This is a genomic window from Saccharopolyspora sp. NPDC002578 (assembly GCF_053592695.1).
The window spans coordinates 153,993-172,738 of the sequence record NZ_JBSFWJ010000004.1 but is presented as its reverse complement, the minus strand read 5'-3'; the positions used below and the strand labels follow the sequence as shown (position 1 = coordinate 172,738).

Annotated in this window: 18 protein-coding genes; 11 read left to right on the top strand and 7 right to left on the bottom strand. The window is 71.4% G+C overall.

The features are described 5' to 3' along the window. Positions 1-254 precede the first annotated feature (254 nt). Positions 255-1,472, bottom strand: a complete 1,218-nt coding sequence (locus ACWD38_RS04105; protein ID WP_184481421.1) for an alpha-hydroxy acid oxidase — start codon at positions 1,470-1,472, stop codon at positions 255-257. A gap of 135 nt (positions 1,473-1,607) precedes the next feature. Next, positions 1,608-2,174, bottom strand: a complete 567-nt coding sequence (locus ACWD38_RS04100) for a phospholipase (RefSeq protein WP_343071526.1) — start codon at positions 2,172-2,174, stop codon at positions 1,608-1,610. Between the two features lie 201 nt (positions 2,175-2,375). Here ACWD38_RS04100 and ACWD38_RS04095 point away from each other — a divergent pair, with 201 nt between their 5' ends. Next, on the top strand, positions 2,376-3,107 hold the full coding sequence (locus ACWD38_RS04095) for an alpha/beta fold hydrolase (RefSeq protein ID WP_450123315.1): 732 nt from the start codon (positions 2,376-2,378) through the stop codon (positions 3,105-3,107). 51 nt (positions 3,108-3,158) lie between these two features. On the opposite strand, the gene ACWD38_RS04090 is transcribed toward ACWD38_RS04095, so the two are convergent. Next, positions 3,159-3,692 carry an amino-acid N-acetyltransferase gene (locus ACWD38_RS04090; protein WP_184481413.1) on the bottom strand — a complete coding sequence of 178 codons (534 nt, stop codon included), beginning with the start codon at positions 3,690-3,692 and terminating at the stop codon, positions 3,159-3,161. A gap of 137 nt (positions 3,693-3,829) precedes the next feature. On the opposite strand from ACWD38_RS04090, the gene ACWD38_RS04085 reads away from it, so the two are divergent. The 8 genes from ACWD38_RS04085 to ACWD38_RS04050 all read left to right on the top strand — a co-directional run bounded on the left by ACWD38_RS04085 (position 3,830) and on the right by ACWD38_RS04050 (position 11,161). After that, positions 3,830-4,456, top strand: a complete 627-nt coding sequence (locus ACWD38_RS04085; protein WP_184481411.1) for a Uma2 family endonuclease — start codon at positions 3,830-3,832, stop codon at positions 4,454-4,456. 47 nt (positions 4,457-4,503) lie between these two features. Next, positions 4,504-5,946 carry a 30S ribosomal protein S12 methylthiotransferase RimO gene (gene rimO / locus ACWD38_RS04080; RefSeq protein ID WP_221315901.1) on the top strand — a complete coding sequence of 481 codons (1,443 nt, stop codon included), beginning with the start codon at positions 4,504-4,506 and terminating at the stop codon, positions 5,944-5,946. Then, the gene (gene pgsA / locus ACWD38_RS04075; protein WP_184481406.1) at positions 5,943-6,569 is read left to right on the top strand and encodes a CDP-diacylglycerol--glycerol-3-phosphate 3-phosphatidyltransferase; all 627 of its coding nucleotides are present in this window, start codon (positions 5,943-5,945) and stop codon (positions 6,567-6,569) included. Before rimO ends, pgsA begins: the two co-directional genes overlap by 4 nt. Beyond that, positions 6,566-7,042: a nicotinamide-nucleotide amidohydrolase family protein gene (locus tag ACWD38_RS04070; RefSeq protein ID WP_184481404.1), complete on the top strand. Its 477-nt coding sequence runs from the start codon at positions 6,566-6,568 to the stop codon at positions 7,040-7,042. Before pgsA ends, ACWD38_RS04070 begins: the two co-directional genes overlap by 4 nt. A 188-nt stretch (positions 7,043-7,230) precedes the next feature. Continuing rightward, a complete protein-coding gene (locus tag ACWD38_RS04065) occupies positions 7,231-7,722 on the top strand; it encodes a helix-turn-helix domain-containing protein (protein ID WP_184481402.1) in 492 nt (163 codons plus the stop codon). Positions 7,723-8,042: 320 nt separating this feature from the next. Further along, complete coding sequence (locus ACWD38_RS04060; RefSeq protein ID WP_184481400.1) at positions 8,043-8,864, top strand: PspA/IM30 family protein; 822 nt, start codon at positions 8,043-8,045, stop codon at positions 8,862-8,864. Between the two features lie 12 nt (positions 8,865-8,876). After that, positions 8,877-9,707: a phage shock envelope stress response protein PspM gene (pspM, locus tag ACWD38_RS04055; RefSeq protein ID WP_184481398.1), complete on the top strand. Its 831-nt coding sequence runs from the start codon at positions 8,877-8,879 to the stop codon at positions 9,705-9,707. A 176-nt stretch (positions 9,708-9,883) separates the two neighbouring features. Then, positions 9,884-11,161, top strand: coding sequence for a solute carrier family 23 protein (locus ACWD38_RS04050; protein WP_184481396.1), 1,278 nt, complete (start codon positions 9,884-9,886; stop codon positions 11,159-11,161). Positions 11,162-11,401: 240 nt separating this feature from the next. Here ACWD38_RS04050 and ACWD38_RS04045 read toward each other — a convergent pair whose 3' ends face one another. Beyond that, positions 11,402-12,172, bottom strand: a complete 771-nt coding sequence (locus ACWD38_RS04045) for a DNA-formamidopyrimidine glycosylase family protein (protein WP_450123314.1) — start codon at positions 12,170-12,172, stop codon at positions 11,402-11,404. After that, positions 12,172-13,059: an AAA family ATPase gene (locus ACWD38_RS04040; RefSeq protein WP_184481392.1), complete on the bottom strand. Its 888-nt coding sequence runs from the start codon at positions 13,057-13,059 to the stop codon at positions 12,172-12,174. Before ACWD38_RS04040 ends, ACWD38_RS04045 begins: the two co-directional genes overlap by 1 nt. Before the next feature lie 103 nt (positions 13,060-13,162). Between ACWD38_RS04040 and ACWD38_RS04035 the strand changes: the two genes are divergently transcribed. Then, positions 13,163-13,888, top strand: a complete 726-nt coding sequence (locus ACWD38_RS04035; RefSeq protein WP_184481390.1) for a class I SAM-dependent methyltransferase — start codon at positions 13,163-13,165, stop codon at positions 13,886-13,888. 251 nt (positions 13,889-14,139) lie between these two features. After that, positions 14,140-14,556, top strand: coding sequence for a DUF3040 domain-containing protein (locus tag ACWD38_RS04030; RefSeq protein ID WP_184481389.1), 417 nt, complete (start codon positions 14,140-14,142; stop codon positions 14,554-14,556). Between the two features lie 685 nt (positions 14,557-15,241). On the opposite strand, the gene ACWD38_RS04025 is transcribed toward ACWD38_RS04030, so the two are convergent. Both ACWD38_RS04025 and ACWD38_RS04020 read right to left on the bottom strand, forming a co-directional pair. Further along, positions 15,242-17,488 (bottom strand): transglutaminase family protein, encoded by a 2,247-nt coding sequence (locus ACWD38_RS04025; protein WP_450123313.1) that lies wholly within the window; start codon positions 17,486-17,488, stop codon positions 15,242-15,244. Continuing rightward, the gene (locus ACWD38_RS04020) at positions 17,485-18,744 is read right to left on the bottom strand and encodes a DUF58 domain-containing protein (RefSeq protein WP_184481385.1); all 1,260 of its coding nucleotides are present in this window, start codon (positions 18,742-18,744) and stop codon (positions 17,485-17,487) included. Before ACWD38_RS04020 ends, ACWD38_RS04025 begins: the two co-directional genes overlap by 4 nt. Positions 18,745-18,746 lie beyond the last annotated feature (2 nt).

The following is an 18,746-nucleotide window of genomic DNA, read 5'->3' as shown; positions in this document are numbered from 1 at the left end:
AACCTCAGCGTTCTTCTCGCTGCGGGATCTTTTTCCCAAGTGGCTCCGCCACGAGGGAAAAAGCTGTCCTCGCGAGAAGAACGCTGAGAACCCGCCGGTGAGCGGCTTTTCGACGTGGGCTATTCGCTTCGCGAATCCAGGCACGGCTTCGCCGCAAGGCAGACTTCGCTTCGCTCGTCCAAGGCACGGCTTCGCCGTGAGGCAGGTGTGGCTTCGCCCGCCCAGGGCACGGCTTCGCCGCTGACGCGTGATCCTCAGTGGGGGCGCAAGGTCGCGTACGAGTCGTCGAGCTTGGTCAGGGAGTCCACGCCGAGCAGGCGCATCGTGCGCTCGATCTCCGTGCGCAGGATGTCGACGGCTCGTTGGACACCGCGCTCACCGCCCGCCATCAGGCCGTACAGGTAGGCGCGGCCCACCAGGCAGGAATCGGCGCCGCGCGCCACCGCCGCCACGATGTCGGCGCCGTTGAGGATGCCGGTGTCCAGCATGATCTCGCCGCGATCCCCGATCGCGTCGCGCACCCGCGGCAGCAGCTCCAGCATCGTCGGCGCCCGGTCCAGCTGGCGGCCGCCGTGGTTGGAGAGGATCACCGCGTCCGCGCCGAGCTCCACGACCTTGCTCGCGTCCGCCGCGTTCTGCAGGCCCTTGATGATCAGCGGGCCGTCCCAGATCTCCCGCAGCCATTCCACGTCGGCGAAGCTCAGCGACGGGTCGAACATCTCGTTCATCAGCTCGGCGACGGTGCCCTCCCAGCGGGTGAACGACGCGAACCGCAACGGCTCCGTGGTGAGCAGGTTGATCCACCACGCCGGGTGCAGCGCGCCGTCGGCGATCGTCTTCACCGTCAGCGACGGCGGAATCGTCAAACCGTTGCGCACGTCCCGCATCCGCGCGCCCGCGACCGCCGTGTCCACGGTGAGCATCAGCGCCTCGTACCCGGCCTCCTTCGCCCGGCGCACCAGTTCCAGGCCCGCGGAGCGGTCGCGCCACACGTAGAGCTGGAACCACTTGCGCGCGCCCGGCGCCGCCGCGGCGAGGTCCTCCACGGACGTCGTCCCCATCGTGGACAGGCCGTAGGGAATGCCGGCGCGCTCGGCCACCCGTGCCACCGCGGGCTCGCCCTCGTGGTTCATCATCCGCGTGAACCCTGTGGGGGCCAACGAGAACGGCATCGCCGAGGGCTTCCCGAGGATCGTCCTGCTCGTGTCCACAGTGGACACGTCGCGCAGCACCGAGGGGTGGAACTCGATCTCGCTGAACGTCTGCCTGGCTCGTCGCAGGCTCGTCTCGCTCTCCGCCGCGCCGTCGGTGTAGTCGAACACCGCGCGCGGGGTGCGGCGCCGCGCGATCGACCGCAGGTCCGCGATGGTGTGCGCCTGCGACAGCCGCCGCTGCGTCGGGTTCAACTTCGGCGGTTCCACCCGCAGCAGCGGGCGCAACTCGGACCAGCGTGGAATCTGCCGCCGCACCATCGAGCACCGTCTCCTCTACGTCGTCATCGCCGGACGCGGGCGACATTACCCAGCGCGGTGGCGGCGAAAAACCGTCCGACGGCAACGGGCGCGGCCACCGGGAACCGGTGACCGCGCCCGCATCGGCGAATCGGATCAGGAGTCGAAGCGCATCGTCTCCCCGGTGCGCGTCTTGCCCTCGAAGCCCACGACCTGGCCGGATTCGGCGTGCACCGGCTTGATCTCGGCCTGCTCGACGGCCGACGACGTGGACGTGCTCATGTTGCCGAACTGGCGCACGGCCTCGTAGTAGACGTTCGCCGCCGCCTTGCACGTCGAGTCGTCATCGCAGCCCGAGTACATGTCGGCCTTGAAGTTGTCGTCGATGCGCAACCGGTTGTCCTCGGAGAACCGGTCCTGCGCCTTGTAGTTGCGGTAGCCGAAGTCGTGCCGGTCGCAGCTGGTGGAGAAGTCGAAGCCCAGCGGCTCGTCCGGCGACCAGGAACAGCTGTCCGACGACCAGTCCAGCTGTCCGGAGTGCGGCTGCTCGGAGCGCAGGTCGATGAAGTCGCTCAACGAGGTCTCGAACAGGTACTGGTCGGTGACCTGCTGCAACTCGTCATCGGAGAGGTCGGCGTGGGCGGTGCCGACGGACAGCAGCATCGCGGCGCCCGCGGCGACGGATGCGACGAGACCGCGGCGGGAAGTGGCGGAACGGAACACGGGATCTCCTCGTGATCAGGGTGGGGCCTGCAAGGATCAACACCGGTGTTATAGCCGTTTCGCGAGGTACGCGCGGGATCAGGCGGGTTTTCGCCGCATGAAGCTCGGATGACGTGCCGCCGACGGGTGCCCGGTGGTCTCGGGGACGGCGCCACGCCGCCGCCTAGGCTCGGTGTCGATCACCTGCGGAGACGGACGGCGATGAAGCTCAACACGACGACGTTCGGCGACGGACCCAGCACTGTCGGCCTGGTGCACGGCCTGGGGCAGTCCGGCGAGCTGTGGCACGACTTCGCCGCGCCGCTGGTCGACGGTGGCGAGCACACCGTGATCGCGGTCGACCTGCGCGGCCACGGGGACAGCCCGCGCGGCGACTCCTACCTGATCGACGACTTCGCCGCGGACCTCGTCGACACGCTGCCGACGGGCCTGGACGTGCTGGCCTGCCACTCGCTGGGCGGTTCGATCGTGCCCCGCGCGGTCGAAGCGCTCGCACCCCGGTACGCGCTGTACCTGGACCCCGGGTTCCAGCTGGCGCTGCCCACGAGCGGCTGGCGCGCCCGGCTGTTCTGGGCGGCCCCGACGCTGAGCCTCGTGATCAGCGCCCTCGCCCGCCGCGGCCACCAGCAGCAGGCCGCCGCGGCGCACACCCCGCGCACCCGCGAACTCACCGCGCAGGCCAAGCGGAAGTTCGACCGGCGCATGATCGGCGAGGTGTACCGGGACATCGCCCACCACCCGTTCGTCCCCGCGGCGCCCGCCGTGCCCAGCACCGTGCTGCTCTCCGCCGAAGGCGACGCGGTCGTGCCCCCGGAACTGGCGGCCGACCTGGAACGCCTCGGCTGGGACGTCCGCCGCTTGGACGACATCACCCACGAACTCTGGCTGGAAGACCCGACCAAGACCAACGCCGCCGTCGCGGACCTGTTCTGAAGCCGACCGCCGCGACACTGATCGCGGTGCGGATCCGACACGTGAGGCTCGTCAGGTGGGGAGTTCGAGGAGCATTCGGGTGTTGCCGAGGGTGTTGGGTTTGACGTACGGGAGGTCGAGGAATTCGGCGACGCCCTCGTCGGCGGAGCGGCGCATCTCGTCGTAGACGTCGGGGGAGACCGGGGCGCCGTCGATCGGGGCGAAGCCGTGGCGCTGGAAGAACGCGGTCTCGAAGGTGAGCACGAAGACGCGGGTCAGGCCGAGTTCGACGGCGAGCTCCACGAGACGGCCGACCACGCGGTGGCCGACGCCGTGACCGCGGGCCGCCGGATCGACCGCGACGGTGCGGATCTCGGCGAGGTCCTCCCACAGCACGTGCAGGGCGCCGCAGCCGACCACGCGGGGCGGGCCGTCGGGCGCGGTGAGCTCGGCGACCCAGAACTCCTGGACGTGCTCGTAGAGCGTCACGAGTTCCTTGGCCAGCAGCACCTTGCCCGCGTACGAGTCGACCAGGGCTTTGATCCCGCGGACGTCCCCCACCCGTGCCCGCCGAATCGATATCACCTCGGCCGCATAATCATGCATGGTCAAGATGCTACCTTTCCGGCACGCTGGAGTCGACGTGCCCTTGGGCTGCACACGGTAATCGGCCGACTTCGCACAGTGATATGATCGTTACCGACGGTGGTGCTGTGCGCTAGGCTCGAACCAGGAGGTGGGGGATGACCGCCACGATGCCTGAACGCAGAACGCACGACCGCCACCCGGAATCCCCGGAGTGCTCGGACGAGACCCCTACCGCGCGCGAGACCGCAGAGCGGCTGTGGCGGAACCCCGAGCTGGACGGCTTCCGGATCGAAGCGATCAGCGGAAGGGTCGTCGTGACTCCACCTCCCGACGGCGGCCACGCGGTCGCCTTGACCAGGCTCATGCGCATCTTGGACCGTGCCTCGGTCGAAGAAGATCAGTTCGAGGTGCTCCAGAACATCGGCGTCGCGCTGCCCGACGGGCCCGGTGACTACGCGCTACCGGACCTCTCCGTGGTCGACGAGGACTTCCGCGACCACCGCAAGCCCGGTGGTCAGTACCCGGCCGACGTGTTCCACCTGGTCGTCGAGATCACTTCCTCGAACTGGGAGGACGATCTGCGGATCAAGCCCGAGGCCTACGCGCGGGCCGGAATCCCCGTGTACCTCATCGGCGACCGGCGCCACCGCGAGGCGAAGGTGCTGTGGCGTCCGGAGGGCGGCGAGTACCGCAGCGCCGCGACCTACGCCTCCGGTGAGACGTTGAAGCTGCCGGGGGACGTGGCCGCGGAGATCCCCGTCGACGTCCTGCTGCAGCGCTGACCGGGCGCGGGCGCAGCGGGGCTCAGGGCGACGGCTAACCTCGGGTCATGCCTGCTGGGTCCACACCGCGCCGAGTGTCCATGGTCACTCTGGGATGCGCGCGCAACGAAGTCGATTCCGAAGAGCTCGCCGGGAACCTCCACGAGCGCGGCTGGAACCTGGTCGACGGTGAGGACTCCGCGGACGTCGTGGTCGTCAACACCTGCGGTTTCGTCGAATCGGCGAAGAAGGACTCGGTGGACACGCTGCTGGCCGCCGCCGACACCGGCGCGAAGGTCGTCGCGGTGGGCTGCATGGCCGAGCGCTACGGGCAGGAACTCGCCGACCAGCTGCCCGAAGCGGACGCGGTGCTCGGCTTCGACCACTACGCGCAGCTCGCCGAGCGGCTCGACGACGTGATCGAGGACCGCCCGCTCGCCTCGCACCAGCCGCGGGACCGGCGCACCATGCTGCCGATCACCCCGGTCGAACGACCCGCCGCCGCGGCCGAGGTCGCGGTGCCCGGCCACGGCTGGGTGCCCTCGACGCGGGTGACGCGCCGCAGGCTGGACGACGCCCCCGTCGCCTCGCTGAAGCTGGCCTCCGGCTGCGACCGGCGGTGCACGTTCTGCGCCATCCCCGCCTTCCGCGGCTCCTTCCTGTCCCGCAAGCCCGACGAAGTCCTCGGGGAAGCGGCCTGGCTGGCCACCCAGGGCGTGCGCGAGCTGTTCCTGGTCAGCGAGAACTCCACCTCCTACGGCAAGGACCTCTCCGACGCCCGCGCGCTGGAGACCCTGCTGCCCCGGCTCGCGGGCATCGACGGCATCGACCGCGTGCGCGTGTCGTACCTGCAGCCCGCGGAGACCCGGCCCGGCCTGGTCCGCGCCATCGCCACCACGCCCGGCGTCGCGCCCTACTTCGACCTGTCCTTCCAGCACGCCAGCGAAACCGTGCTGCGCCGGATGCGGCGTTTCGGCTCCACCGAATCCTTCCTCGGGCTCATCGACCAGATCCGCGAGCTCGCGCCCGAAGCCGGGATCCGCAGCAACGTCATCGTCGGCTTCCCCGGCGAGACGGAGGAGGACTTCGCGGAACTGCGCGACTTCCTCACCCGCGCCCGGCTCGACGCCGTCGGCGTGTTCGGCTACTCCGACGAGGACGGCACCGAAGCCGAAGGCTTCGACGGCAAGCTCGACGAGGACGTCGTCGCCGAACGCGTCGCCGCGATGTCCGCGCTCGTCGACGAACTCACCGACCAGCGCGCCGAAGACCGCATCGGCAGCGAGGTCCGGGTGCTGATCGAACGCGACACCGAGCACGAGGACGGCTGCGCCGGGCGCGCCGAGCACCAGGGCCCGGAGGTGGACGGCGAATGCCTCGTCACTGATCCTGGGACGGTCGCCGTGGGCGACGTGCTGCACTGCCGGGTGATCGCCAGCGAAGGCGTCGACCTCGTGGTGCGCCCCATCGGCGACGAGCCCGAACGGCAACGGTCCGGGGAGACACCATGACGACCGAAGGCGCGGCCTCGGGATCACCCGCTCAAGGCGGGGAGCCCCGCCAGGTGCCGCTGCTGAACATCGCCAACGTGCTGACCGTCTCCCGGCTCGCGCTGGTACCGGTGTTCCTGGTGGCGCTGCTGTGGGAGGACGGGCACCAGCCGCTGTGGCGGTGGGCCGCGGTCGTCGTGTTCCTGGTCGCCGCCATCACCGACCGCATCGACGGCGAACTCGCCCGCAAGCGCGGCCTGATCACCGACTTCGGCAAGATCGCCGATCCGATCGCGGACAAGGCGCTGACCGGGGCCGCGCTGATCGGCCTCAGCGTGGTCGGCGACCTGCCGTGGTGGGTCACGCTGCTGATCATCGCGCGGGAGCTGTTCGTCACACTGCTGCGGTTCTGGGTGATCCGCCACGGCGTGATCCCCGCCAGCCGCGGCGGGAAGCTCAAGACCCTGCTGCAGGCCATCGCGATCACCGCGTACCTGGTGCCGCTCGGCGGGCTGATCGAACCGGTGCGCTGGATCGTGATGGGCGCCGCGGTGCTGGTCACCGTGGTGACCGGAGTGGACTACGTGGTGCAGGCCGTGCGGCTGCGGGCGCAAGGCCGCCGGACGACGGCGACGCGCTCGTGACCGGCTCGACCGCCGGCGCGGCCGACGTGCTGGAACTGCTGCGCGGTCGCGGCGAGACCGTCGCCACGGCCGAATCCTTGACCGCGGGACTGCTGGCGGTCGTGCTGACCGACGTGCCCGGCGCCAGCGCCGTCGTGCGCGGCGGGCTGATCGTTTACGCCACCGACCTGAAGTCCGACCTCGCCGGGGTCGACCCCGCGCTGCTGGCGGCCGGTGGCGCGGTGCAGCCGAAGGTGGCCGAGCAGCTCGCGGCCGGAGCGCGCGAGCGCTGCGGGGCCACCTGGGGAGTGGGCCTGACCGGGGTCGCCGGACCGGACCCGCAGGACGGGGCCGCGCCGGGCACCGTGCACCTGGGATTCGCGGGAGCGACCGGCACCACCGTGCTCTCCACTAGGCTCGACGGTGATCGCGCGGCCGTGCGGACGGCGGCCGTTCGAGTGGCGTTGGAACACTTCGCCACGATTCTTCGTTGAGGGTGCGGAGTGTCCAGACGGCCCAGTGCTGCGGAATCGTCACCGATTCGCGCTTGCGCGCCGGTGCGCGGACGTTCGCCCTCGGCGGATTAGAGGGTGATCGCTCTCGTAAACCGCGTCGCGATGAGTAACGTAGGGGGCGTTGACGCGTAGCGCACGATGTAAGCGACGAAGGAGGGAGGCGCGCGATGACCGTGTTGTTGCGGGAAGCAGTCGGTGAAAGGCTGCGCCGCGCCCGGACCGCTCAGTCTCGTACGCTGCGAGATGTCTCGCGCGCCGCCCGGGTGAGCCTCGGCTACCTCTCCGAGGTGGAGCGGGGGCGCAAGGAAGCGTCGAGCGAGCTGCTGTCCTCGATCTGCGGCGCGCTGGACCTGCCACTGCCGGAACTGCTGGTCACGGTCGCCGGTGACCTCGACGGCTCGGGCTCCGTGCTCGCCCCGGCGATGGTCGAGCAGCGGACCGCGGACTTCGACGGTGGTCGCCTGGTGCCGAGCCTGATGGGGGCCGACCTCAGCGAAGCCGACCTGTCCGGCGCCGACTTCGCCGACACCGAGGCAGCGGGAATCGACGCGCAGCTCTCCAGCGAAGACCTCACCGAGGAACACCGGTTGCAGCCGGTGCTCAGCCAGCGGATCAGCCCGCCGCTGCGCAGCTCCGGCGGCGTGGTGGTCGCGGCCTGAAGGAACCTCTCGGGGCTCCGCCGCGTTGATCAGGTGGACCGTGCGGACCGTGGCCGCCACCCGGGCGAAAGCTCGGGTGGCGGTGCTGGTTCGATCATGTCGTGACCGTTCGTGGTCCCCGGGGGAAATTCCCGGAGATCTACGCATCCTGGTGGAACCGGACACCGCGCCCTGACACGATGGGTGCGGCGGCATCATGAGGACAGGACACGACGTGGCTGAAGCCGGCTCGCGCCGGACCTCAGACGTCGGGTCGAGGTTCGCGGCGGTCGCACAACGCGCACGGGCAGCACCGGCAGGAGAGAAGGCAGGCGGAGGAGATGGCCAATCCGTTCGTGAAGTTCTGGAAGTACCTGATGGCGTCGTTCTCGTCGAAGATCGACGAGAACGCCGACCCGAAGGTGCAGATCCAGCAGGCCATCGAGGATGCGCAGCGCCAGCACCAGGCACTCTCCCAGCAGGCGGCCTCGGTGATCGGCAACCAGCGGCAGCTTGAGATGAAGCTCAACCGCCAGCTCGGCGAAGTCGAAAAGCTGCAGTCCTCGGCCAGGCAGGCCCTGGTGATGGCCGACCAGGCGCGCGCCGAAGGCGACGTCGCCAAGGCGCAGAAGTACGAGGAGACCGCCAGCCAGCTGGCGAGCCAGCTCGTCACCGCCGAGCAGGGGGTGGAAGACCTCAAGTCGCTGCACGACCAGTCGCTGCAGTCCGCCGAGCAGGCCAAGCAGGCCGTCGAGCGCAACTCGCAGATGCTGCAGCAGAAGATCGCCGAGCGCACGAAGCTGCTCAGCCAGCTGGAGCAGGCGAAGATGCAGGAGCAGGCGTCGAACTCGCTCAAGCAGATGAGCGACATGGCCGCGCCCGGCACCACGCCGTCGCTGGACGAGGTCCGCGACAAGATCGAGAAGCGCTACTCGACCGCGCTCGGTGAGGCGGAGCTGGCGCAGAACAGCGTGCAGGGCCGGATGATGGAGGTCCAGCAGGCCTCCGTCGACGCCGCGGGCGCCAACCGGCTGGAGCAGCTCCGCGCCTCGATGGGCGGCGGCCAGCAGCAGGTCACCGGGGGACAGCAGGCCAGCGGGGACGTGGCCGAGCCGGCCACCCGCCCGCAGCAGCAGCAGAACCCGCAGACCGGCCAGGCCTGATCGGCCGAGACGATGCCGCCGCGGAAGAACGAACTCGCGGAATGGGGCGAGGCCGCGCTGCGTGAGCTGCGCGGCCCCGTCGTCGGCCAGGTCCGCCGCAAGCTCGCCCAGTGGCGGGATCCCCGTGCGCGGCTGCTGCGCAAGCGCAAGCGCGCACGGCAGAACGCCACCGCCGGGGTGGTGAGCACGGGTGGACTCGGTGCCGGCGCGTACGTGTCGTTCGCGCCGCACCAGTTCGGCATCCCGGTGGCCCCGGGCGTGCTGGAGACCTCGCTCGACGTCGCCGCGTTCGGCCTCGGCGGGGTCGCCGTCGCGGCCGCGTTCGGTTCGTTCGCCGAATGGCGGCGCTACCGGCGGCTGCTCAAGGCGCCGCTGCCGGAACCGGCGCCGGAACCCGTGGAACTGCCGCCGAGCGGCTCGCGGGCGCGCGAACCCATGCGGTTGCTGCGCGACGCCGAGCAGAGCATGCACCAGGCGTTGACGCAGCTCACCGCGGACGGTTTCGCCGAAGCCGACGATGCTCGCGCCACCGCGAACCGGGCCGCGACGGCGCTGCGCGAGGTCGCTTCCCGGTTGCAGGCGGTGGAAGCGGCGCTGCCGCACGTGCCCGCGACCGAGCAGGACGAGCTGCGCGCCGACGCGAAACGCCTGCGCGACGAACTCGACGAAGGCATCGAGGGTTACCGCTACCTGGTCGCCGCCGCGGGACGCGCGGTCGCGGCCAGCGGGGCGCCGGAGCAGCGCCACGCGGTGCAGGACGCCACGGACAGGTTGGCCGGGCTCGCCACCGCGCTGCACGAGCTGGGCTGGGGGAGCGGGACCGCGGACTCGTCCCGCCAGTGACGAAAGCACCGGTCAAGCACGACGCCCTGATGACTCCACGTCAGTACGCGTGACCCATTTTTCACTCGAATGAGCCCATGACGGGTTGATTATGTGATGCCGAATAGTAATCTTCCCACTGTCGCTACGTTACGTGGCAACGTTTCCCCGGGGAGGGGAAAGTCGGGGAGGGCACTGTGGCGTTGTGGACCGTGCACGGCGACGGTCGTCAGCTGGTGGACGAAGCGGTCGTGGGGTCCGGCGAACGGCTCAGCTGGCCGCTGACCGTCGGCTTCGGCCTGCAACACCTGATCGCCATGTTCGGCACCACCATGCTCGTGCCGCTGCTGACCGGATTCCCCGCCTCCACGACACTGCTGCTGTCCGGCCTCGGCACGCTGCTCTTCCTGCTCATCACCCGCAACCGGGTCCCCGCCTACCTGGGCGCCTCCGTGGCGTTCGTGGTGCCGATGGGCGCCGCCGTCGACCACGGCGGCGCCGGCCAAGGCGCGCTGCTCGGCGCGATCATGATGGTCGGCTTGGTCGTGTGCACCTTCGGGGTGGCGGTCAAAGCGCTCGGCGTGCGCCTGCTGGAAACGGCGATGCCCCCGGTCGTCACCGGGGGCATCGTGCTGATGATCGGTTTGAGCCTCGCGCCGCAAGCCGTGTCCTCGTTCGGCGTCCAGCCCGTGCCCGCCGCCATCACCCTGGTGATCGTGGTGCTCGCGACCGTGCTCAGCCGCGGGATGTCGCGGCGGCTCGCCGTGCTGCTGGGCGTGCTCGGCGGCTGGATCAGCGCCGCCCTGCTCGGGCAGGTCGACCCGGCCCGGCTCGACGCCGTCGCCCGCGCGCCCTGGTTCGGGCTGCCCGAACTCGTCAGCCCGCAGCTGCACCTGTCCGCGGTGCCGTTCGTGGCGCCCATGGTGCTGGTCGTGCTCGCCGAACTCGTCGGCAACGTCAAAGCCGTGGCCGCGATGAGCGGGCGGAACCTGGACGGCCAAGTCGGCGACGCGCTCATCGGCGGCGGCCTCGCCACCGCCCTGGCCGGCGCCGGTGGCGGCTCGGCGCTCAGCAGCAACGCCCCGAACGTGGGCGTGATGGCCGCGGCACGGGTCTACTCGACCGCGGCGTGCATGATCGCCGCCGTCGGCGCCGTGCTCCTCGCGTTCTGCCCCAAGCTGAGCGCGTTGATCAGCACCATGCCGCTGGGCGTGTTCGGCGGAGCGCTGTTCGTCGTCGTCGGCGTGCTCGCGCTCGTCGGCGTGCGGATCTGGAGCGAAGCGGGCGTGGACTTCGCCGACCCCGTCAACCTCACCGTGCTCGGCACCGCCCTCGTCGCCGGAGTCGGCGACCTGACGTTGTCGCTGGGAGCGCTGCGCCTGACCGGACTCGTGTGGGGCTCCATCGGCATCGTGCTCGTGTACCCCGTGCTACGCGGCCTAGCAGACACCATCTCCACCCACCGTGAGGTGTGAGGGGGCTCCGGTCTCGTCCTGCTCGGGTGGTCGGGTGGCGGAACTTCAGCGTTCTCTCGCTGCGGGATCTTTTTCCCGAGTGGCTCCGCCACGAGGGAAAAAGCCGTCCTCGCGAGAAGACGACTGAGAACCCGCGGGTGTTCGGCCTGCTCAAGCTGGTCGCTGCTCAGCGGCTTCGCCGCTGACAGGACGAGGACGAACCCGGCTGGTCGTGACTGGGCGCGCTGGCCGGTCCGGAACTCACGGTTGGCAGTGGGGGCAGTGGTAGGTGATCCGGTCGCCGGGGGGTGCGTCTCGGGTGACCGGGCCGCCGCAGCGCAGGCAGTGGCGGCGGCCGTACACCCAGTGGCGGGCGTCGCGGCGCGGATCGCCGGTCGTGGACTGCTCCGGGTGCCAAGCGTTGCGCAGCAGCAGGCGACGGCTCAGCAGCACCGCCCGGTCCGCGTCGATCTCGGCCACCGGCGTCGACGGCGCTCGCCGCAGCAAGAAGCACACCTCGGTGCGGTAGATGTTGCCCAAGCCCGCCAGCACCGCCTGGTCCAGCAGCGCCGCACCGACCTCGCGGGCCGGATCCGCCGTGAGGCGGCGCACCGCCTCGGCGTGCGACGCCGCATCCCACCCCTCGGCCAGCAGATCCGGCCCCAAGTGCCCGACGAGCTCGCCCTCGTCCGCCGTGCGGATCCAGCGCAGCTCGTGCAGCTCGAACCCCACTGCGCTGCACCGCGCCACCGTGAGCACCGCGCGGACCTGGTGCGCCGGACGACGCCACCGGGCCCCCGGCGGGTACAAGTGCCAAGCACCCTCCATGCGCAAGTGGCTGTGCAACGTCCAGCCGCCCTCGAAGCGCACCAGCAGGTGCTTGCCCACCGGGCGCACCTCGCGCACCGTCCGGCCGGTCACGTCCACCTCGGCCAGCCGCGGATGGCGGAACTCGCCGCGCACCACCACTTCGCCCGCCAACGCCCGGTGCAGGCGATGGCAGGTCAGGAACACCGTGTCCCCCTCGGGCATCAGGCCCCCGGCAGCGACCCGTCGTCGAGCTCCGGGTCGTGATCGCCGGGATCGTCGTCGAACGAATCGTCCAGCGCCGGCTCGGTGCCCGGCCTGCGCCGGCCCGCGCGCAACGTCCGGGCCAGCAGCAGGTTGAAGCCCAACGCCACCTCGCGGGCGCCCGGCGTGCCCCACTGGTGGATCGGCAGGCACGCGCCCTGCGCCTGCTGCACCGCGAGCCGATCCGGCAACGCCACCGGCATCACCAGCGGGCCGAAGATCTCCCGCAACTCCTCGATGCGGAACTGGTGCTCGTGCGACCGCGGTCGCACCCGGTTGACCACCACGCCCAGCGGTTGCAGCCGCGGATTGTTCGCCGCGCGCTCCGCCTGCACCGCCTCGAACGCGCGCTGCACCCCGGACACCGCGAAGATCGTCGGCTCGGTGACCAGCAGCGCGCGGTCAGCGGCGATCAACGCCGACCGGGTCAACCTGCCCAGCGACGGCGGGCAGTCCAGCAGCACCAGCTGGTACGGCAGCTCACCCTCGGCGATCAGCGAATCCAGCGCGGACAAGGCCTCGGTGAGCTTCGCCAAGCCGCCCTTGCCGTCGTCCGGGCCGCCGTTGTAGAGCTCGGCGTCCTCCGAACCGACCAGGACGTCGACCTCCTCGCCCCACCCGCTGGGAGCGACCGCCGAACGCACCACCTCCGCCCGCGGGTCGGCGAGGACATCGCTGAGACCGAGGCGGGTCTCGTCCGGTTCCAGCGCGGCCGTCGCGTTGCACTGCGGATCAAGATCGACCACCAAGGTCCGCGCGCCGCGGCGCATGGCCGCCGAAGCGAGCCCGAGCACCACGGTCGTCTTCCCGACACCGCCCTTGAGGCTGAGCACTGCCACCGTTTGCACGCCCGTAGCCTACGGAACAGGCCCGATCTCGTGTGCTGCTGCGCCCCGGCGTCCCGCCCCGCCGGTGCGTCGCCGTGCCTGACCCGCCATTACGCTGCTGCCCATGAGATCCGACGCCGTCCACCGGGTGCTGGAAGAAGAGATCACCGAGGCCCGTGCGCGCCGGGACGGACGCCCGCCCCGCGTCCTGGACGTCGGCGGCGGCAGCGGAGTCTGGGCCGTACCGCTGGCCTCCGCGGGCTGCGAGGTCACCGTCGTCGACCCCAGCCCGAACGCGCTGGCCACCCTGCAACGCCGCGCCGCCGACGCCGGAGTGGCGCAGCTGATCACCGCGCTGCAAGGCGACACCGAAGCGCTGCACGCGTTCGCGCCGCCCGGCGGCGCCGACCTGGTCCTCGGCCACGGCCTGCTCGAATACGTCGACGACGTGGCCGCCTCCCTCGCCTCGCTGGTCACCGCCACCGCCCCCGGCGGCGCCGTGTCCGTGCTCGTGTCCAACCGCTACGCGGCGGTGCTGGCCCGAGCGCTCGCCGGGCGGCCCGCCGACGCGCTGCACGTGTTCCGGGACCCCGACGGCAGGCACGACGGCGACGGGGACACCGTGCTGCGCCGGTTCGACGGAGACGAACTCGCGCTGCGCATGCGGGAAGCGGGACTCGTCGTGGACCTCGTGCAAGGCCAAGGCGTGTTCAGCGACCTGGTGCCCGGATCCGTCCACGAAGGGCAAGGCGCCGACACGCTCGCCGAACTCGAACGCGCGGTCGCCGCCACCCCGCCGCTGCGGGACATCGCGACCCGGCTGCACGCCATCGGACGTCTCCCAGGGTGACCGCAACGGCCCGGACGACGAGGCGAACCGGGACGGCGACCCGGGTCGAATCCCAGGTGTTGGGCCGTTCGGTTGATCCGAGGGGATGATGTCGGCAACCTTGCATCCGTCACCTGACCCCTGCGGGTAGTCGTGGCGTCGCGGGAACCGTATCCTCGACGGTGACGCCCCCAAGCGTTCGCCGGGTTCCCACTCGGAGGCGTGCCTCCGAGTCTCCGGCGCCACGAGTTACCTGTGCCGGAGGAGGAGCCATGCCGCTCTCCGAGCACGAGCAGCGACTGCTCGACCAGATCGAGCGCGCGCTCTACGCCGAGGATCCGAAGTTCGTCTCCACCGTGCGCGGTGGACGGTTGCACCGTCCGTCGCGGCGCCGCCGCCTGCAAGGCATCGCCGTGTTCGCGCTCGGTTTGATCCTGCTGGTGCTCGGCGTGGTGCTGCCGTTCAAACCGGCCGACATCCCCGTGGTGAGCGTGTTCGGCTTCCTCGTGATGTTCGGCGGCGCCGTGCTGGTGCTGTCCGCGATGCGCGGTGGCAGCCAAGAAGCGGAATCCGAAGGGGAAGCGAACGCAGGCTCCTCCGGCGGTGACCGGAAGAAGCCCGAACCGCGGGAACGCGGGTCGTTCGCCCAGCGGATGGAAGAACGCTTCCGGAAGCGGTTCGAGCAGTAACCCCGGACGACAGCCCACTTGCACCATCAACCCGGTGACCCTCGGTCGCCGGGTTTGTTGGGCTTTGGAGTCTTGTTCGGCTTGGCGTGGGGTTGGGGTGTCGGGTTCGGCTTGGCGTGTGGGGTCGGGTTTGAGAGCCTTCCCCGGTTTGGGCGTGTGGTTGCTGTGGTGCGGTGGAAGGTCGGCTTTAGGGATTGCTTCCACGGCTCGTTTTGCTTTGGTGTCCGGGTGGCGGAACCTCAGCTGCTTCCTCGCTGCGGGATCTTTTTCCCGAGTGGCTCCGCCACGAGGGAAAAGCTGTCCTCGCGAGGAAGCAGCTGAGAACCCGCGGGTGAGGGCTTTTGGACGTGGGCTATTCGCTGCGCGAATACAGGTACGGCCTTCGGCCGCCAGGCAGGCGCGGCTTCGCCGCTAGGTACGGCCTTCGGCCGCCAGGCAGGCGCGGCTTCGCCGCTAGGTACGGCCTTCGGCCGCCAGGCAGGCGCGGCTTCGCCGCTGGGTGTTGCCTTCGGTGGGGCTTTGCTTGCCTGCTGTGTGGCTTTGCCGGTCGAGGTGCCGCCTTCTGGTGCTGGGCAGCCTTGCTGATGGGCTTCGCCGGTTGCTGCGCGGGCTCTTGGCCTGGGGTTTTCTTCCCGGTGAGCCGACTTCGGTCGCTCAGCTGGGCGGTTGTGTGCTCCGGGTGGTGTCAGGGGGTTGTGTCTTGCTGGCCGGGGCGGTGGGGGAGCACTGAGCGGGGGAGGAGGCGTTGGCGCCAGGTCAGGGGAGACCGGTGCTGGAGGGCGCTGAGGGCTCGGGCGAGGGTGTCGGCGGGGGGTGGTGCCATCGTGGTCGTGGTGTGGCCGGTGGGGGCGTACCACTCTCGTTCCACCGCCGTGACCAGGTCGTGGACCGCTCGGGCGGCGTCCTCGTCCAGGTCGTGGGTGGTGATGATGGTCGCCGCCGTGGAGCGCACCGTCGCGGAGGTGTCAGCGGGGGCGCCGCCTCGGTCGGTGAACTCGTCCAGCAGCTCTCGCCAAGCCGAGCCCGCGGCGCCGGGCGCGTCCGCGCGGATCGCGGTCAGCCGCCGCCTGCGCCTGATCTCGCGCAGCACCGCGGGCGCCATGCCCAGCAGCAGCGCCGCCAGCAGGACGAGACCCGTCGCGACCCACGCACCACCGGAACCAGGCCGCGGCGCCTCAGGAGCCGGGGCCTGCTCGGCGTCACCGGGGACGGGGGCCTCCGGCTGGGGAGCGGTGGACTCCGTCGGCTGCTGCTGCTCGCCCGAATCCGGCGTCGGAGCGGGAGCGGGGGCGGGCGGGTTCAAGTACTCGGGCAGCGCCGTGCGGCCATCGGCCAGCGGAGTCGGGTCGAACGTGACCCAGCCGTATTGCGGGAAGTACGCCTCCACCCAGGCGTGCGCGTCGTTCGTGCTGATCACGCGCTCGTCCCCGTCGCGGTAGCCGGAGGTGAACCCGACCGCGACCCGAGCGGGCACTCCCGCCGAGCGCAGCAGCACGCCCATCGACGAGGCGAACTGCTCGCAGAAGCCCCGCTTGCCGCGGAACAGGAAGTCCTCCAAGGCGTTCCCGCTCGTCGACGGGCCCGTGCTCAGGTCGTACCGGAACCCGTTCGAACGGTCCGTGAAGAACCGCTGCAGCGCCACGGCCTTGTCGAAGTCGGTCGGCGCGTCCGCGGTGAGCCGCTGGGACAGCTCCGCGATGCGCGGCGACACGCCATCGGTGTTCAAGTACTCCGGGGCCACGTCCACCGGGCCGTTCGCCTCGCGCAGCTGCTGCGGAGTGGGGGACGGCAACGTGACCGTCTCCACGTACGGCCTGCTCTCCTGGCGGGTCTGGGTGAACACGACACCGCTGCCCGGGTCGTAGCGCCACTGATCACCCATCCCGTCCACGGACCGCGGCAGGCCGAAGATCGGCAGCCACGGATCGCGGTAGCCGACGGGATCGATGTTCACCGTGGCCGTCGGGCCCTGCGCCAGCGTGTTCGTGCCCGTCGGCAGCGGCAGCGGCTCGCGGGCGTCCACCCCGGCGTTGAGCGTGCCGAGCTCCCACCCGCGGCCCGGGTCGAAGTGCTGCAACGTCATCGCCCGCAGGTACGTGGGCTCCGGCAACCCCCGCACCCGGAACAGGTCGACCGGGCTGTCCCGGTCGAGCTGGCCGCGCAGCGACGTGAACGGCCGCAACCCGATGCCGCCGGTGCCCGACCCGTAACCCGTGGCGGCGCCACCCGGCAACCGGCCCTCGGTGCCCACCCCGGTGAACACGACACCCGTGAGCAGGGAGACCACCCCGGCCGCGGCGGCCAGCGCCACGCCCCGGCGGCCCAGTTCCTCCCGGCCGCCGCTGCCGTGGCGATGCCTGCCGGAGCACGCCAGCAGCAACGCGAAACCCGCGGCGCCTGCCACGAACGTCCACCACGGCAGCATGTTCGGCGCCAGCGACGCGGGGATCGCCACCACGCACAGCAGCACCAGCCCCGCGACGGCGGGCACGCCCGCGCTCACCGCGATCACGTCGACCAGCAGCGCCACCACGCCCAGTCCGAGGCAGATCAGCACCTGCAGCGGGAGCTCCACCGGAACGGGCGGAACGCCCTCCCGCGCCACCGTCATCGCCTGACCGAGCAACCCGGACAGCTCGCCGAGCGCACCCGAACCCGGCAGGAACCCCAGCAGCGCCTGCCCGGTGAACAGCGCCGACAGCAGCATCGCCAGCACGGCCGCCTGCGCGGGCAAGATCAGCGGCGTCCACCAGCGCAACGTGCGCCCCAGCAGACCGGTGCCGCCGACCACGACGACCGCCAGCACCGCCGGGACGATCCAGCGGCCGTCGCCGAGGATGCCGGTGAACGCGGTCGACGCGGTCAGCGTCGCCACCACGGCGGCCAGCGTCGACACCGCCGTCGTGCTCGCCGGACGAACCCGAGTGCTCACGACATCGCCCCCGAACCGGCGGTGCCGACCGGCGCCGCCTGGCACAACCTGCCCCACGCGCCCGCCAGCGACGACCGCGGCCCGTCGACGACGACCACGGTCCAGCCGGAAGCGCGCAACCGCTCCGCGGTGCGCTGCGGCGCGAACGAACCATCGGACGGATCACCGGCCCACGTGCGCACGTCCAGCAGCAGCGCGAGGCTGCGCGCCCGCTCCGGGCGCAGCCGGGTCAGCTCCTGCACACCGGCGGTGGTCGTGGCGCCCAGCACCGCGATCAGTTCCTGACCGCTGCCCGGATCCTGCGGGCACACCAGGTCGCGCTGCGCCGACGGGCGCACCGCCGCCAGCGCGTCCAGCATCGCCGAATCGTCCTGGCCGCCGTCGAACGGGCCGGGGCCGCCGCTGAGCGTCGCGGCGTCCTCCGTGACCAGCCGGACCTGCTGGCCGTTCGCGTGCAGGTGCGCGCAGATGCTGGCGGCGGCCGAGACCGCCCACTCCAAGCTCGCCGCCGCGCCCGTCCCGCGGTGCGCGGCGGACCGCCGGTCGAGCAGCACCGTCACGCCGCCGTGCCACGGCCGCTCCTCGACGCGCACCATCAGCTCGTCCCGCTTCGCGGTGCTCTTCCAGTGCACGCGCCGGATGTCGTCGCCGTGCCGGTACTCGCGGACCATCGTGTCGTCGTCGCCGTGCCCGGCCCGCAGCCGCGTCGACCCGTCCTCCCCGGTGCCGAGACCTGAACCGGCGGGCAACCCGCCCAGCGGCACCACCTTCGGCACCGCCACCAGACGGCTGCGGCCGGCCAGTTCGTGCTCGAACTCGGTGAGGCCGAACGGATCGCCGATCCGGGTGCGCAACGGGCCGATCTGGTGGATTCCGCGCAGCCCCGGGCTCGCCGGGTACTCCAGCACCGCGCCCGACCGGCGCACGTGGTCCAGCCGGAACCGCGGCCGACCGCCGAGCGCGTGCGGCACGCCGTCCTCCAGCAGCAGCCCGCCGACCGGCACCCCGCCGGAGCCCGTGACGTGCAGGCGCACCGCGACGTTCCCGCCGACCGGGACCCGCCCCGGCAGCACCTCCCGCCGGACGCGCACCCCGTGCCGCGCCCGGCTCGCCAGCAGCAGCGCCAGCAGCGGCAGCACCACCACGAACGCCGCGATCCGCAGGAGGTCCCGTTCGTCGAGCACGAGCGAGCACACCGCCGCGGCCACGCCCGCGGCGAGCAGGCAGCGGCCCCGGACGGTCAGGCCGGACAGCACGG